The organism is Acidobacteriota bacterium (assembly GCA_016716905.1).
GTDB lineage: Bacteria > Acidobacteriota > Vicinamibacteria > Vicinamibacterales > SCN-69-37 > SYFT01.
In genome coordinates this window covers 1-14,992 of record JADJUS010000016.1, presented here as the reverse complement: position 1 = coordinate 14,992, position 14,992 = coordinate 1, and the positions used below count along the sequence as shown (strand labels likewise).

18 protein-coding genes and 2 pseudogenes are annotated in these 14,992 nt (G+C 64.9%); 13 read left to right on the top strand and 7 right to left on the bottom strand.

The window, feature by feature from the left end:
* The first annotated feature begins 168 nt into the window (after positions 1 to 168).
* The 11 genes and pseudogenes from IPL75_15410 to IPL75_15360 all read left to right on the top strand — a co-directional run bounded on the left by IPL75_15410 (position 169) and on the right by IPL75_15360 (position 8,477).
* The gene (locus tag IPL75_15410; protein ID MBK9241608.1) at positions 169 to 444 is read left to right on the top strand and encodes a hypothetical protein; all 276 of its coding nucleotides are present in this window, start codon (positions 169 to 171) and stop codon (positions 442 to 444) included.
* Positions 386 to 964: a hypothetical protein gene (locus IPL75_15405; protein MBK9241607.1), complete on the top strand. Its 579-nt coding sequence runs from the start codon at positions 386 to 388 to the stop codon at positions 962 to 964. The genes IPL75_15410 and IPL75_15405 overlap by 59 nt, the downstream gene beginning before the upstream one ends.
* A complete protein-coding gene (locus IPL75_15400; GenBank protein MBK9241606.1) occupies positions 919 to 1,500 on the top strand; it encodes an HD domain-containing protein in 582 nt (193 codons plus the stop codon). Before IPL75_15405 ends, IPL75_15400 begins: the two co-directional genes overlap by 46 nt.
* Positions 1,501 to 1,851: 351 nt before the next feature.
* Positions 1,852 to 2,650 (top strand): annotated as a pseudogene (locus tag IPL75_15395) (PstS family phosphate ABC transporter substrate-binding protein).
* Between the two features lie 120 nt (positions 2,651 to 2,770).
* The gene (pstC, locus tag IPL75_15390; protein ID MBK9241605.1) at positions 2,771 to 3,658 is read left to right on the top strand and encodes a phosphate ABC transporter permease subunit PstC; all 888 of its coding nucleotides are present in this window, start codon (positions 2,771 to 2,773) and stop codon (positions 3,656 to 3,658) included.
* Between the two features lie 17 nt (positions 3,659 to 3,675).
* Positions 3,676 to 4,508, top strand: a pseudogene (pstA, locus tag IPL75_15385) (phosphate ABC transporter permease PstA).
* Positions 4,509 to 4,534: 26 nt separating this feature from the next.
* On the top strand, positions 4,535 to 5,320 hold the full coding sequence (locus IPL75_15380; protein MBK9241604.1) for a phosphate ABC transporter ATP-binding protein: 786 nt from the start codon (positions 4,535 to 4,537) through the stop codon (positions 5,318 to 5,320).
* Between the two features lie 17 nt (positions 5,321 to 5,337).
* Positions 5,338 to 5,997, top strand: a complete 660-nt coding sequence (gene phoU / locus IPL75_15375; protein MBK9241603.1) for a phosphate signaling complex protein PhoU — start codon at positions 5,338 to 5,340, stop codon at positions 5,995 to 5,997.
* Positions 5,998 to 6,033: 36 nt separating this feature from the next.
* Positions 6,034 to 6,216, top strand: a complete 183-nt coding sequence (gene yacG, locus IPL75_15370) for a DNA gyrase inhibitor YacG (GenBank protein MBK9241602.1) — start codon at positions 6,034 to 6,036, stop codon at positions 6,214 to 6,216.
* Positions 6,217 to 6,225: 9 nt separating this feature from the next.
* Complete coding sequence (locus IPL75_15365) at positions 6,226 to 7,512, top strand: citrate synthase (GenBank protein MBK9241601.1); 1,287 nt, start codon at positions 6,226 to 6,228, stop codon at positions 7,510 to 7,512.
* A 35-nt stretch (positions 7,513 to 7,547) separates the two neighbouring features.
* Positions 7,548 to 8,477, top strand: coding sequence for a M28 family peptidase (locus tag IPL75_15360; protein MBK9241600.1), 930 nt, complete (start codon positions 7,548 to 7,550; stop codon positions 8,475 to 8,477).
* Here the strand turns inward: IPL75_15360 and IPL75_15355 are convergent.
* The 6 genes from IPL75_15355 to IPL75_15330 form a co-directional block, all read right to left on the bottom strand.
* Entirely contained in the window at positions 8,400 to 9,059 is a 660-nt protein-coding gene (locus IPL75_15355; protein ID MBK9241599.1) for a hypothetical protein, read from the bottom strand. The two genes, IPL75_15360 and IPL75_15355, sit on opposite strands and share 78 nt — an antisense overlap.
* Before the next feature lie 690 nt (positions 9,060 to 9,749).
* Entirely contained in the window at positions 9,750 to 10,085 is a 336-nt protein-coding gene (locus tag IPL75_15350; protein ID MBK9241598.1) for a hypothetical protein, read from the bottom strand.
* A 112-nt stretch (positions 10,086 to 10,197) separates the two neighbouring features.
* Complete coding sequence (locus IPL75_15345) at positions 10,198 to 11,409, bottom strand: 2-isopropylmalate synthase (protein MBK9241597.1); 1,212 nt, start codon at positions 11,407 to 11,409, stop codon at positions 10,198 to 10,200.
* On the bottom strand, positions 11,409 to 11,573 hold the full coding sequence (locus tag IPL75_15340; GenBank protein MBK9241596.1) for a hypothetical protein: 165 nt from the start codon (positions 11,571 to 11,573) through the stop codon (positions 11,409 to 11,411). Before IPL75_15340 ends, IPL75_15345 begins: the two co-directional genes overlap by 1 nt.
* Before the next feature lie 90 nt (positions 11,574 to 11,663).
* On the bottom strand, positions 11,664 to 12,872 hold the full coding sequence (locus IPL75_15335) for a SpoIIE family protein phosphatase (protein ID MBK9241595.1): 1,209 nt from the start codon (positions 12,870 to 12,872) through the stop codon (positions 11,664 to 11,666).
* A gap of 353 nt (positions 12,873 to 13,225) precedes the next feature.
* Positions 13,226 to 13,594, bottom strand: coding sequence for a hypothetical protein (locus IPL75_15330; GenBank protein ID MBK9241594.1), 369 nt, complete (start codon positions 13,592 to 13,594; stop codon positions 13,226 to 13,228).
* A gap of 35 nt (positions 13,595 to 13,629) precedes the next feature.
* Between IPL75_15330 and IPL75_15325 the strand changes: the two genes are divergently transcribed.
* Positions 13,630 to 13,818, top strand: a complete 189-nt coding sequence (locus IPL75_15325; protein MBK9241593.1) for a hypothetical protein — start codon at positions 13,630 to 13,632, stop codon at positions 13,816 to 13,818.
* The gene (locus tag IPL75_15320; protein ID MBK9241592.1) at positions 13,806 to 14,189 is read left to right on the top strand and encodes a rhomboid family intramembrane serine protease; all 384 of its coding nucleotides are present in this window, start codon (positions 13,806 to 13,808) and stop codon (positions 14,187 to 14,189) included. Before IPL75_15325 ends, IPL75_15320 begins: the two co-directional genes overlap by 13 nt.
* A 464-nt stretch (positions 14,190 to 14,653) precedes the next feature.
* Here the strand turns inward: IPL75_15320 and IPL75_15315 are convergent, their stop codons facing one another.
* Complete coding sequence (locus IPL75_15315) at positions 14,654 to 14,839, bottom strand: hypothetical protein (protein MBK9241591.1); 186 nt, start codon at positions 14,837 to 14,839, stop codon at positions 14,654 to 14,656.
* Positions 14,840 to 14,992: the final 153 nt, after the last annotated feature.

Here is a 14,992-nt window from a genome sequence, read left to right as displayed (position 1 = left end):
CCGCGCCGCGCCCGTCCGAGGCGCGTGAAAAACGGCGCACCTGCTCAGCCAACGCGTGCGTCAGTCGAAGCGTGCTCACGGTCGCGCCTCACCCACCGTGGTAGCTTAGTGCATGCGGATCGCGGCGATCGATATCGGCACGAATTCGGTGCATATGATCGTCGGCGTGTGCGGCCCGACCTGTCGTTTGAAGTCGTGGATCGCGAAAAAGACATGGTGCGGCTCGGGGCGGGCGGACTTGACGGCCGGCGCCTGTCGGACACGGCTGTTACAAACGCGTTACAAACCTTAACCAAGTTCAAGCGCCTCGCGGAGTCGCACGCGGTGGATGAGATCATCGCGTCGGCGACCAGCGCGGTGCGTGAAGCCGAAAATGGCGGGGATTTTGTCACGCGGATTCGCCGGGGAAGTGGGCATTCGTGTCCGCACGATTTCCGGCATTGAGGAAGCGCGCCTCATCCACCTGGCGGCGGCCTACGCGGCGGGCGTCGGCGGCCAGGCTGCGGTGGTGATCGACATCGGCGGCGGCAGCGTGGAATTGACGCTCGGCACCGCGGCTCGCATGCAACTGGGCGGCAGCTTCAAGATTGGCGTCATCCGGCTGACCGAGCGGTTCGTCACGAGCGACCCAATTACGGCGGACGAAGAAAAGCGGGTGGAGCGATACGTCCGCCGGCAGACGGCGACGCACATTCGCGCGCTCAAGTCGCGTGGCTTTCACCGTGTCATCGGCACGTCAGGCACGATCGCCGCGCTCGGCGCGCTGGCCGTGCGCGACGGCGGCGACCTGCGCAACCGGCGCGTGAGCGCCAAGGCGTTTCGCCGCGTCAGGCGATCGCTCACCGACACGACACTCGAAGATCGTCTGGCGCTCCCCGGCCTGACCCGCGACGCGCCGACCTCGCGGTGGCCGGCGCCGTGTTGCTCGACACCCTGCTCAGCGCCCTGGGCGCCACCGAGTTGACGCTCTGCGACTTCGCCCTGCGAGAAGGGCTGGTGCTCGACTACATCAAGAAAAACGGCGCGCACATCCGCACCGTCGAACGGTACCCCGATGTCCGTCGGCGCAGCGTCATCGAACTCGCCGAGCGCTGTCACTACATTCCGCGGCATGCCACCCACGTGGCACGCCTGTCGCTCGCGCTGTTCGACGCGACGCAGCACCTGCATGAACTGGGGCCACGCGAACGTGAGTGGCTGGAGTACGCCGCGATCCTGCACGACATCGGCGGCCTCATCAGCTACGAACGGCACCACAAACACTCGCACTATCTCATTCTGCATGGCGATCTTCGGGGCTTCGAGCCCGACGAGATTGTGCTGATGGCCCTGGTGGCGCGATACCACCGCCAGACCGCCCCACGGAAAAGCCATGAGGACTTCAGCGCCCTGCCAGCGCCGCGCCGCCGTATCGTGCGGCTGCTGGCCGCCATGCTGCGCCTGGCCGAAGGTCTGGACCGCGGCCACGCACAATCGATCGGCGGCATTGAGCTCCACTGAGACACCCGAGGGCCTTCCTCGTGCGCTTCGGCGGGTGAAGCGTCCGAACTGGAGCTGTGGGCGGCCCAGCGGCATGCCGAGCCCCTCTCGGACCTGCTGGACCGGCCGATCCGCTTCGAAGTCGCGGTTGGGCGGGGTCGCCGACGGGCCGCCCGGCCCCGGTCCGCTTGTAACACAGAATTTACACCTCCGAAACCGGCGCGATATTCTCGGCCCATACGCTCGGTCCTATGAGAATTCGCCTTCTGTCCGCTGCCCGCCTCCTGAGCATCATCACGTTGCCCGCCCCTTGTCGCTGCTTCGTGCGGTGGTGGCACAGAGCCGGCGCCCTCGTCCACGCCTGCGGCCGTCATCGCCATCGACGGCTCCAGCACGGTCTTTCCGATCTCCGAAGCGGTCGCGGAGGATTTCGGCAAGACCGATGGTTCCGCACCAGTCACAGTCGGGTTTTCGGGAACCGGCGGTGGCTTCAAGAAGTTCTGCCGCGGTGAAATCGCGGTGTCTGACGCCTCACGGCCCATCAGCACCACCGAACTGGAAGCCTGCGCCCAGGCATCGATCGCCTTCGTTGAACTGCCTGTCGCCTACGACGGCCTCGCTGTCGTCGTGAATCCCAAAAACACCTGGGCCGCTTCGATGACGGTCGCCGAACTCAAGAAGCTGTGGTCGCCCGACGCGCAGGGCAAAATCACGAAGTGGAGCCAGGTCCGCGCGGGCTGGCCCGACAAGATGATTAACCTCTACGGCGCCGGCACCGACTCCGGGCACCTTCGACTACTTCACCGAGGCGATTGTGGGCAAGGCCAAGCAGAGCCGCGGCGACTACACGTCGAGCGAAAACGACAACATCCTGGTGCAGGGCGTTTCGGGTGACGAATACGCCCTCGGGGCATGGGCCTCGCCTACTACGAAGAGAACCAGGGGCAAGCTCAAGCTCGTGGGCATCGACGACGAGGACCCCACCAACGGGGCGGGCCCCATTCAGCCGTCGTTTGACGTGGTGCGCAACGGCACCTATCGCCCCCTGTCACGGCCCCTGTTCATTTACGTGAGCACCACCGCTATGGCCCGCCCTGAAGTGCAGAAGTTCGCGGACTTCTACCGGCCAACACCGGCAAGCTCTCGAAGGAAGTCGGGTATGTCTCGCTGACCGACGCCGAACTGGCGCTGGTCAAGGCGCGCCTCGCGGCACGCACCCCGGCACCATGTTTGCCGACCACGCGGCGCAGTCAACGAAATCCCTGACAGAACTGCTGCAGGGCCGTCAGTAATGACGCTGGCGACCCGGCGGAAAGTCGAGTGGCTGATCGAGCGCGCGCTGTTTGCCTGCGCCGCCGGATCAGTGCTCGTCACCGCCGGGATCATCGGCGTGCTCGTCTTCGAAACGTACGAGTTCTTCCGTGAGGTGCCGATCACGGACTTCCTGTTCGGCACCGTCTGGACGCCGCTCTTCTACGACCCGCAGTTCGGCGCTCCCCTTGTGGGCGGCACCATTCTGGTGTCGCTCATCGCCATGCTCGTGGCGATGCCTGCCGGCCTGCTCTCGGCCATCTACCTGAGCGAGTATGCCCCGCCAGGCGTGCGGCGCGTGGTCAAGCCCGTGCTGGAGGTGTTGGCCGGGATTCCCACGGTCGTCTTCGGCTATTTCGCCCTGCTGTTCGTGACTCCGCTGCTGCAAAAGGTCTTCCCCGACCTGGCGCTCTTCAATGCGCTGAGTCCCGGTCTGGTCATGGGCATCATGATCCTCCCGCTGGTGTCGTCGCTGTCGGAAGACGCGTTGCACGCGGTGCCTAACGGGCTACGTGAAGGCGCGTACGCCTTGGGCGCCACCAAGATGCAGGCGGCGTTGCGCGTGGTGGTGCCCGCCGCGCTCTCCGGCATCTCCGCGTCGTTCATCCTGGCCATGTCCCGCGCCATCGGCGAGACGATGATCGTGGCGATTGCCGCCGGACAACAGCCGCGTCTGACCGCCAACCCCATGAATCCGGTGGAGACAATGACCGCCTACATCGTGCAGGTCAGCATGGGCGATACACCGGCGGGATCGATCGCCTTCCGCACCATCTTCGCCGTGGGCATGTTGTTGTTCCTGATGACCTTCGTGCTCAACCTCATCAGCGACTGGCTGCGCCGCCGCTTCCGGGAGCAGTACTCGTGACCTCCGCTTCGCGCCGCATGGCCGGCGATCGCCTGCTGCAGACCATGAGCATCCTCGTGCTCACGCTCTCGCTCGTCGCGCTGCTGGCGCTGCTGTACGACATCTGGTCTGACGGCTGGGCGCGCCTCGACTGGGAGTTCCTCACCAGCATGCCCTCCCGCCGCGCATCGTCGGCGGGCATCTACCCCGCGATTCTCGGCAGCCTCTACATCCTGATGGTGACGGCGGCGTTTGCGCTGCCACTGGGGATCGGCGCCGCGGTGTACCTCGAGGAGTACGGTGGAGGCGGCCGCATGGCCCGCCTCATCGAAATCAATATCGCCAACCTCGCAGGCGTGCCGTCGATCATCTACGGCCTGCTCGGGCTGGGGATCTTCGTGCGGGCGTTTGGGTGGGGCCCGTCGATTCTCTCGGGCGGCGCCACGCTGGGCCTGCTCGCACTGCCCGTGGTCATTCTCTCCACGCGCGAAGCGCTGCGAACCGTGCCGATGTCCGCGCGAGAAGGGTCGCATGCGCCTGGGCGCCACCAAGTGGCAGACCATCTGGCATCAGGTGCTTCCCACCGCGTTACCGGGTATCCTGACGGGCCTGATCCTTGCCATGTCTCGCGCCATCGGAGAAACTGCGCCGCTCATCACGATCGGCGCCCTCGCGTATCGACTTCACGCCGTCGGGCGTCATGTCGCCCTTCACGGTGCTGCCCATCCAGATCTACAACTGGGTTTCCAAACCGCAGGTGGCGTTCGCCGAAAACGCCGCGGCCGGCATCATTGTGCTGCTGGTCCTGCTCCTCTCGATGAATGCCGTGGCCATCGTGCTGCGGGACCGCTTCCAGAAAGCCCGCGCATGACCACCCTCCTTCGACCGCTGTCGACGATGACCACGGGCAACGCTCGCCCAACCACGCCCGTGAAGATCGACGTGCAGGGGATGAATTTCTACTACGGCGCCAAGCAGGCCCTGAGCGACATCACCATCGCGCTCCACGCGAACCTGGTCACGGCGTTCATCGGCCCGTCGGGCTGCGGCAAGAGCACCTTCCTGCATGCGCTCAACCGGATGAACGACATCATCCCGGGCACGCGGGTTGAAGGCCGCGTCCAGATCGACGGCGAGGACATCTACGCCTCATCCACTGACGTGGTGGGACTGCGCCGGCGCGTCGGCATGGTCTTCCAGAAGTCCAACCCCTTTCCGAAATCCATCTTCGAGAACATCGCGTACGGCCTGCGGATCAATGGCCTGACGAAAAACCGCGGCGAGATGGAAGGCCGGGTCGAGGAGAGTCTGAAGGCCGCCGCGATCTGGGATGAGGTCAAGGACCGGCTGACCGAATCGGCACTGATGCTGTCGGGCGGCCAGCAGCAGCGGTTGTGCATCGCCCGTGCCCTGGCCATTCAACCCGAGATCCTGTTGATGGATGAGCCGGCGTCGGCGCTCGACCCGATTGCGACCCAGCGCATCGAGGAACTCATCTACCAGCTCAAGACGTCTTACACGATTGTGATCGTGACGCACAACATGCAGCAAGCGGCGCGCGTGTCCGACCAGACGGCGTTTTTCTGGCTCGGCCGCCTCGTGGAGTCGGGCCCCACGGAACAGATTTTCACCAGTCCGACCGAGAAGTTGACGGAAGACTACGTCACCGGTCGCTTCGGTTAACCCGGCAGGATTCAGCTATGGAACGGCACGCACGACACTTTCAGGACGAGCTCGACGAGCTCAAGGGACGACTGCTCGAGATGGGTGGCCTGGCCGAAGAGCGGCTGCGCCTGGCTGTGCGCAGCCTGGTCGATCGTGATGGCCGGATGGTTGAGGCGGTGCTCACCGGCGACGCCGCCATCAACCAGTTGCACATCGAAATCGACGACCGCTGCTTCAAGCTGCTGGCGCTGCATCAACCCATGGCGGGCGACCTCCGCTCCATCGTCGCCGCCGTCAAGATCAACACCGACCTTGAACGCGTGGGCGACCTGGCGGTCAACATCGCCGAGGCGGTGCGTCGCTACCTGCAGCACCCGCCGGTCAAGGAACTGATCGACATCCCGAAGATGGCCGAACTGGCGCAGGTGATGCTGCGCGACTCGCTGGACGCCTACGTCCGCCACGACCTTGGCCTGGCCCGGAAGGTGCTGGGGCAGGATGACGAGCTGGATGCACTCAAGACCCATGTGTTCCGCGACCTGCTGGCCTGCATGCTGCGCGACGCCGCCACAATCGAACCCAGTCTGGACCTGATCCTCATTTCGCGTCACCTCGAGCGGATTGGCGACCACGCCACAAACATCGCCGAGGACGTCATTTTCATGGTCTCGGCGAAGGACGTCAGGCACCAGTAGTCGGCAGCAGGCGGCATTTCGCGTACAATACCCCTGATGTCGGCCCGGCCTGTGTGCGTGCAATGCCGCCTGCAGCCTGCGGATCCCCGGTGGCGGCCCTTTTGCAGTGAACGTTGTCAGTTGGCGGACTTGAACCGCTGGCTGCAGGGCGACTACCGGGTTCCTGGGCCGGCTATCGATTCCATCCCCGACTCGCCCGACAATGATCCGTCCACGTGAATTGTTTTTATGGCCGACACGCTCACCATCACCGACAACCGCACCGGCAAGCAGTACGAAGTTCCCATCGCTGAGGGCACCATCCGCGCGATGGACCTGAGGAAGATCAAGGCATCACCCGAAGACTTCGGGCTGATGACATATGACCCGGCGTTCCAGAACACCGCGTCCTGCCGCAGCAGCATCACGTTCATCGACGGCGACAAGGGCATCCTCGAATATCGCGGCTACCCCATCGACCAGCTCGCCGAGCACAGCTCCTACCTGGAGACGGCGTACCTGATTCTGTTTGGCGAACTGCCCACCACCCCGCAGCTCGATGCCTGGAGCCATGAGATCACGCTCCACACCATGCTGCACGAGAACATCAAGAAGTTCATGGACGGGTTTCAGCACGACGCCCACCCGATGGGCATCTTCCTCTCCACGGTCGGCGCGCTGTCCACCATTTATCCCGACGCCAAGGAGGTGGGCGACGCGGACGGCCGGCGGCTGCAGATCCTCCGCTTGATCGCGAAGGTGCCGAGCATCGCGACGTATGCCTTCCGGCACTCCATCGGGCGGCCCTACGTCTACCCCGACAACGACCTGAGCTTCACCGGCAACTTCCTGAACATGCTGTTCAAGATGACCGAGCTGAAGTACCGTCCGCACCCGGTGCTGGAGCGCGCGCTGGACGTGTTGTTCATCCTGCACGCCGACCACGAGCAGAACTGCAGCACCAGCGCGATGCGCGGCATCGGCAGCTCGCAGGCCGACCCCTACTCGTCGCTCGCGGGGGCCGCAGCCGCGTTGTATGGCCCGCTGCACGGCGGCGCCAATGAAGCCGTCCTGCACATGCTCAAGGAAATCGGGTCGGTCAACAACGTGCCGGCGTTCATCAAACGCGTCAAGGGCGGCGAGGGCCGGCTGATGGGCTTCGGCCACCGCGTCTACAAGTCCTACGACCCCCGGGCCAGAATCATCAAGCAAACCGCCGACCTGGTCTTTGAGGTCACCGGACGCAACCCGCTGACCGACATCGCCCTGGAGCTCGAACGTATCGCCCTCGAGGACGAGTACTTTGTGAGCCGGAAGCTGTACCCGAACGTGGACTTCTACTCCGGCCTGATCTACCAGGCGATGGGATTCCCGCTCGACATGTTCCCCGTGCTGTTTGCCATTCCGCGCACCGCGGGCTGGCTGGCCCAGTGGGACGAAATGCTGCGGGATTCCGACCAGAAGATCGCCCGCCCGCGTCAAATCTACATTGGCGCGAGCCGTCGCGACTACGTCCCGCGCGAGGCGCGCGGATAACCGGGGCGCTTGCCGCCCATCGCACAGGAGCCTGGATGCTGCTTCGTCTTCTCGGGTCGGTCGGCGTCATCAGTCTGGCAGCGGCCGCTGTCGTGGCCGCAGGACACGTGAGCGTGCCTGACCAGGCCAAGGGCCCAACCTTCGACTCCGCGCGCTCCTGGGAGCATCTGAAGGCCATGGTGGACCTGGGCCCGAGGCCGTCGGGCTCGGCCGCGCTGCGCCAGACCCGGGCCTACATCACCCGCCAGGTCGCGGCGATGAACCTGACGGTCCAGGAACAGACATTTACCGCCACCACCCCGGCCGGGGCGGTGGAAATGACGAACCTGATCGTCACCCTTCCGGGTCAACGGACCGACCGCATCCTCTTCACCGGCCACTACGACACCAAACTGTTCACAGACTTCCGGTTTGTCGGCGCGAGTGACGGCGGCTCAAGCGGGGCTTTCCTGATCGAACTGCTGAGGTCACTGAAAGACCAGCCCCGCGAGTTCACCTACGAGTTCGTCTGGTTCGACGGCGAAGAGGCCGTGGCCGCCTGGGACCTGAACACCGACTCCACCTACGGCAGCCGCTTCTACGTACAGCAGGGTCGGAAGGCCGGCACCCTCTCGCAAATCAAGGCACTCATCCTGGTGGACATGATCGGCAGCAAGTCGCTGAAGATTGAGCGCGACAGCTACTCCGCCGGCTGGCTCAACGCCATTGTCTGGGCCACCGCCAAGCGGCTGGGCCATTCGTCGAAGTTCGTGGACGTGGACACCACGATCGAAGACGACCACCTGCACTTCGTGCGCGCCGGCATTCCGTCGATCGACCTGATTGACCTGAACAACTTCAACGCGCTCGGGCACTGGCATACGGCGAGCGACACGCTCGAAAACGTCTCAGCCGCGTCGCTCCAGGTCGTCGGCGACGTCCTCCTCGCCGCACTCCCCGACATCGTCGCCTACCTGCGGAAGTAGATCGCGTCGGGGTCCTGGGGTCCAGGAGTCCCGGAGTCGGGTTGCCCGTCGGTACAGCCGAGAGACCGTTGTGTCAGGACGATTCGATCCGCGACTGGCAATCGTGACCCGGAGCCGCCCGTCTGGTTCGAACGACCAGGTCTCCACTTGCTCCGTCCACTCCCCGCTTTCGCGCATCGGGCCGGTGTAGCTGCCGCTCGCGATCGTCAGCTTGGCGGGGGCCCGCGTCGCGCGTACGTGGGTCTTCGGCCCTCTCGGTCGCCCCGGGCCAAAGCCCGAAATGGTGACGGCGGGCACGCCAAGTCGATAGGCCTCGGTCAGCGCTCCAGTCTCGAGTTCTCGTACCACCCTGACCAGGTCATTAGAAGAATCTCGCACGGAGCCAGCCGAGCGGCTCTGAAGGGGAGGTTCGTCGATCGTCAGGACCAACACCACATCAATGCCCGTCTGCTGCCCGGCCTCCAGTTCCCAGCGACCCGAGAACCCTGACGCCACCCCCTGAGCAAACGTGAGCGTCGTCAAGAGGCCCCACGCAACAACGGCCGCCGCAAAGTGCTTCATCGCGCGCCCGAGCGCACGCATCCCAGGTCCCTCCCGCACCGTGCTACCTCCCTCGCAGCCCCGCCACATGTCCTCGAGCGCGGCCTATGTTGACTGGCTGACGCCCGCCGTCAGCCGCGAGCGGCCACCCGAGAGTAGCCGAACGGATTCTTCGTACGTGGCCTGAGTGAGAGTGGGCGATTGAAACGCTGCGACAATGGCCGTGGCAATCTCCTTCTAGGTTAGGGGTCGATGATCAACTGCGAATTACACGCGGCATTATCTTGCCCAATCTGGTCCCCGCGCAACTTGATGGCTTTGCTGAGGCAGACTCCCCTGGCCGCCCGTGAGGGGACCGTGTGGAGCCGACTCGGAGTGCCGCGACACGCGTGAGCGCGAAACCGTCGCGAAGGGAGCGCGGCCTGCAAGGGCCGGCTCCGCCGTGTGCGGAGCGGCCCGTGGGCGATAGGTCGCAGGCCGCGCGGACGCAGCGAACGGTTTCACGCGGCAGCTCCGCGGAGGCTCCACACGGTCCCCTCACGGGCGGCCAGGGTTCCAGACTAAGACGGCGCGGCTGACCGCCTCTGCCAAGGCTACGGCGAGTCCGCCGAAGCGTTCGCGGAGGCGGAAGCCACGCCCTACGGACCGGGGAACGGCGCGGGAAGCTCCGTACAAAAAACAAGCGGCGACTGCAGGTGCAGCCGCCGCGAGTTTTCGTGAATTCGATCCGATCTACTTCAGGTGCTTGCTGACCAGCTTGGTCATCTCGAACATGTTGACCATCGCCTTGCCGCCGAACACAGCCTTCAGCTTGTCGTCCGCCTTGATCATCCGCTTGTTCTTCTGGTCCTGCAGGCCGTTCTTCTTGATGTACGACCACAGACGCTTCGTCACCTCGGTGCGCGGAATCGGCTTGTCGCCCACCACCGGCGCGAGCGTCGCGCTGACAGTGACCGGCCGCATGAACGCAGCGTTCGCCTTGCGCGCGGTCTTCTTCTTCGCCGCCGGCTTCTTCGCCTTCTTCACGATTTTCTTCGCGACTTTCTTTGCAGCCTTCTTCTTCGCCATCTCGTCTCCTTGGAAGACGCACAACGCGTCGCGGGCTAGTTTCGCACAATTGCGCTCATTTTCAGAGGAGAAAACGCATCCGTCCCCTCTGGGGACGCGTCGGGGCGCCCTGCTACGGCTCGACGAGCGCTCGGATCTCTGCCTCGCCGAGCACGCTGGGCGCGTGTTTCGCCGCTGCGAAGATCCGCTCCACACGCCCTTCGGTGGCCTCGATACCGCGTCGCTCGAGCCAGTAGACGACGTTGGATTTGCCCGACATCGGCCCCACCTCGATGACCTGCTCGCGCCCCACGAGGCTGGCCGGCACGCCTGAGTAGACGGCATCCATCAGCTCTGCCTCATTCTTGCGAGCGGCCTTGATGACGGCAGCGGCGTGCACGCCGGTGGCCGTCCGGAAGGCGTCACGCCCCACCACCGGGTAGTTGGGCGGCATGGGCACCCCGCACGTGCGGGCCACCAGCTCGCAGTACTCACCCAGGCGCAGGAGGCTGTCCTGCCGCAGCCCCATGAGCACCAGGTTCACCAGCAGCAGATCCATAGGGGTGTTCCCCACCCGTTCCCCTATGCCCAGCGCTGCGCCGTGGAGGCGCGTGGCACCTGCCTCCCAGGCCGCCAGCGAGTTGATCACGGCCAGATCGCGGTCACGGTGGCCATGCCAGTCGATACCGACGCCACCCCCGCAGTCATCCACAATCGACTGCACAAACCGGACGACCGCAGCCGCCCCGGTGGGCGTGGCGTGCCCCACGGTGTCTGCGACACACACCCGCGTCGCCCCGGCCCGAATGGCCGCCGAGTAGAGCCGCCGGAGTGACTCGGGGTCGGCGCGCGTGGTGTCTTCGGTGACATACATCACCGACAGGCCCTCCTTCACCGCAAACCCCACGGCTTCCTCGGTGAGCGCGACGAGACGGTCGAGCGTCCAATCCTCCGCATACTGCCGGATGGGGCTGGACCCGATGAACGTGCAGCATTCAATCGAAAGGCCGACCCGCTGGGAGATTCGGGCGATCGGGATGATGTCGGCGAGCACGGTGCGCGCGGCGCAGTTGGCCTGCACCCGCAGTCCACTCGTCACGATTTCGCGCGCCAGCCGCTCGACATCGTCCGCCACCTGCGCCCCGGCGCCGGGCAACCCGATATCGGCGGTTTCGATCCCCAGCGAATCGATCAAGTGCAGGATGCGAATCTTGTCGTCAATTGAGGGCGTGGTCACCGACGGGGATTGCAACCCATCCCGCAACGTCTCATCGTCGAGCATTACGGGACGGTCCGGCGGGGGCGGGGCCCCGACCTGGTTCCAGTCGTAAATCAGGGGGTGCATTACTTCCTCGCGCGCAGGGTGAGCAAACCTGCGCCAACAATCACGGCGGTCCAGGCCGACGCGCGAAGTGCGCCATCACGGACCGCGTCGCTCATCATCTCGGCCATGCCCGGCTGGGGCCCGCGGCCCAGTTCCCACGCTCCCTCGCGGACGAGGTAAATCACGCTGCGCAAGCACCACCCACTGGTCGAAGGCCGTATTCCACACGAGCACCGCCAGGCACAGCCAGAGCAGCAGCAGCGCGCGGGTGCGGGTCATGCCGCATCCGCGCCGCGATACCGGATGACCATCGCGGTGATGTCGTCTCCCTGCGCCGTGCCGTGGGTAAAATCGCTGACGGCGGCAAAGATGTGCGCGACCAGGTCTTCAGCGGTCGTCGAGGGCGCGGCCTGAATCGCGGCCAGCAGCCGATCGTCACCCAATTCGTCGCCTTCCGCGTTCATCGCCTCAGACACACCGTCGCTGAAGACCACCACGGTGTCGCCTGGCTGCAGCTTCAGGGTCTCCTGGCCGTACGGCGCGAACTCCAGGAGGCCCACCACCGGACCGCCGTCTTCGAGACGACGCACACCTGAGGGGCCCACCACAAAGGGCGGGTTGTGGCCGGCGTTGGTGTACGTGAGGGTGCCGTCCGAGCCGAGAATGCCGAACATCAGCGTGACGAAACGCGACTCGATCCCGCGCTTGCACAGCACCTGGTTCGCGATCGTGACGAGCTTCGCTGTCCCATCCACGCCAGTCACATGCGAGGCGAACATCCCCTGCATCAGCGCGCTCAGCAGCGCGGCAGGCGGCCCCTTGCCCGCCACGTCACCCAGGGTGAAACCCAGGGCCTTGCCGCCGAAGTCGAGGTAGTCAAAGAAGTCGCCGCCGATTGATCGACAGGCGATGGACGCGGCCGCCGCCTCGGCAAACCGCAGGTTCGCCAGCGGCTTCGGCATCAGCGCCTGCTGAATCTCAGCCGCGATCTTCATCTCATGCTCCATCCGCGACTTCTCCACCTTCTCGCGGTAGAGCTGGGCGTTCTGGATGGCAGACGACGCCTCGGACGCCATGGTGGCCAGCGCCTTGCGCGTGGACGTGGACAGCAGCGTGCCCTTCTCACGGCTGTCGAGATACAACACGCCGATGCGGCGATCCTCGGTGTTGGCGTCGGCCGAGTCCACATACAACACGGCGTTGAGCGGCACGCAGACGACGTTGCGAATGCCGAGGGCCACCGTGCCCTGGTGCACGTCGGCCAGCGCGCCGTCGAGCAGGTCCGCCATCACCTGTGTCTGACCGAGGCGGAATACTTCATCGGGAATTTTCCGGCTGATGCTGAACGTGGCGTCGTTGAGCGTGACCTTCCCGCGCCCTCGACCGAGTTTGAATTCCAGCACGTCACCCGCGCCGGCCAGCATGATGAACGCGCGTTCGGCTCCCGAGACTTCCACAGCCGCGTCAAGGACGAGCGTGAGCACTTCCTGGAGCACGCGGCCCGAGCCAAGCGATCGGAGTCTTCGAGCAGCGCGGTAATCTGCCGCAGATCGTCTCGCGCCCCGGTCATCGAACGCGACGACGCCGAGGTCGCGTCGCCGAAGTGGCACACCATGTCGGCGCCGCCGCCTCTGCCAAGCCGGATGCGATCGCCGGACTTCAGGGGCTGCGATGTCAGAGGCTGATCGTTGACCGACGTCCCGTATCTGGACTGCAGATCCCGAATCGTCCACACTCCCGTCGACGCGCTCGATCACGATGTGTTCACGCGACACTTCGCTGCCGCCAAGCCGGAAGATCGTTGTTTTCACGACGGCCGATAGTGATGGGCGAACTGTCAACGACCACGGTGCGCTCGCCTTGAGCGTCCGTGACTTCCAGTCTGAGGGGTTCGAGGGGCTGTCCGGTGCTCATCTCCGAAGCATCTTACCGGAACCGAGCCGCGAATCAGCCGAACCGTGACGTAGGTCACGACCGGCAGCGCCGCCCACGCCGCCCACCGCATCCAGGTGCCCTCCGGCGTCATCGGCACGAGCCAGGCACCAAGGGCGGTGATGACCACGGCGGCCAGGCCGACCGCCACCCGCGACCGCGGCCGCAGTCGCACCCGGGTAGCGACCTCCGGCTGTTCCATGGTCGCCATTCCGCACTTGTAACAGACGATGGCCTTGTCAGCGATGAGGGTTCCACACGATCGACACGTCACGCGAGATTCTCCGTTACGATACTTGCCGTCTCAGTATGCTCTTTCCGCTTCGCGACGCCATACCGTCGCGCACCACTCCGCTGGTCACATGGCTCCTGGTCGGGTCCAATGTGCTGCTGCACGTCTGGCTGTGGCTGGTAAAGCCGGGCGGCGCAGACACACGGGACGCCACTTTCGCCACCTGGGGCGTCATCCCGGCGTCCTTTCGTGGGTGTCTGCGGTGACGTCGATGTTCCTGCACGCCGACGTGCTGCATCTGGGCAGCAACATGGTCTGCCTGTGGATTTTTGGCGACAACGTCGAGGACCAGATGGGGCACGGCCGCTTCCTCGCCTTTTTCCTGCTGTGCGGCGTCGTGGCGGCCCTGGTTGAGACCTGGGCGAGGCCTGTGTCGCTGCTCCCGATGGTGGGCGCCAGCGGTGCTATTGCCGGTGTGATGGGCGTGCATTTCGTCATGTTCCCGGGCTCACGGGTGCTGGTGCTGCTCTTCCTCGTGGTCTACATCAACGTGATCGGAGTCTCTCTGTTCTTCCTGGCGTTCTGGTTCCTGCCGCCGCGGTCGAGGAGGCCCTTTCTCGGGACGTACCTGCCGTGACCGCCTCCACGGGCGGGGTCGCGTTTTGGGCACACGCCGGGGATTCTCGCCGGGGCGCTCGGCGCGCGTTTCTTGCGCCGCCGCGAACGCGCCAATTGGGACTGGCGCGCGATGGCGGAACCGCGTAATGGCGAAATGTCACAACAACCGAAATGGCGAAATGCGGACAAACCAATGACGGTAACGTCGGAATGTTCAATGCGCAATAAATGATCGAAATGACCTTGGAGCCGCAGATTCAACCATTAGTCACCAAGGACATTCGACCATTCTTCCTGCAATGGTTGTCCGTACTGGCTTGTCCGCAGTTCGCCATTTCGGACATTTGTGACATTTCCCGCCATTAACAGTGTTCAGAATGCGCCGCCGCCTTTGGCGCGAATCTCTGCGCCGACAATAGTCGCAAGCTTTCCTCGACCATGAGCCCCACGCGGCGGCGCATTCCGCTTCGGGCATGGTGGCCTTCACGCTTGAGCTCGTCGATCTGGTAGCGTCAGGAGTTCCTGCTTCTGAAACAACATCTGCAGGGCGGGGTCGGTGGTCATGGTTTCGACGCCTGCATCCAGCACGCGGTTGCGGAGCGCAGTGCCGTCTTCGCCCGTGGCTGACATCGCCTCGCGTCCCACACCATCGCCGTTGTCTTCAAGCAACGCGCGTTCGGTGACCAGCAGCCCCTTTTGCTCGAGCTACTGCTTCACCACTCTCGAGGCGAAGAAGAAGGCCCCACATCGAAACCCGCGTGTTTTTGTCAAGGTCGGCGGCCGGAAGCATTCAGCGCCTGCACGAACTCCATCAGCGAACAC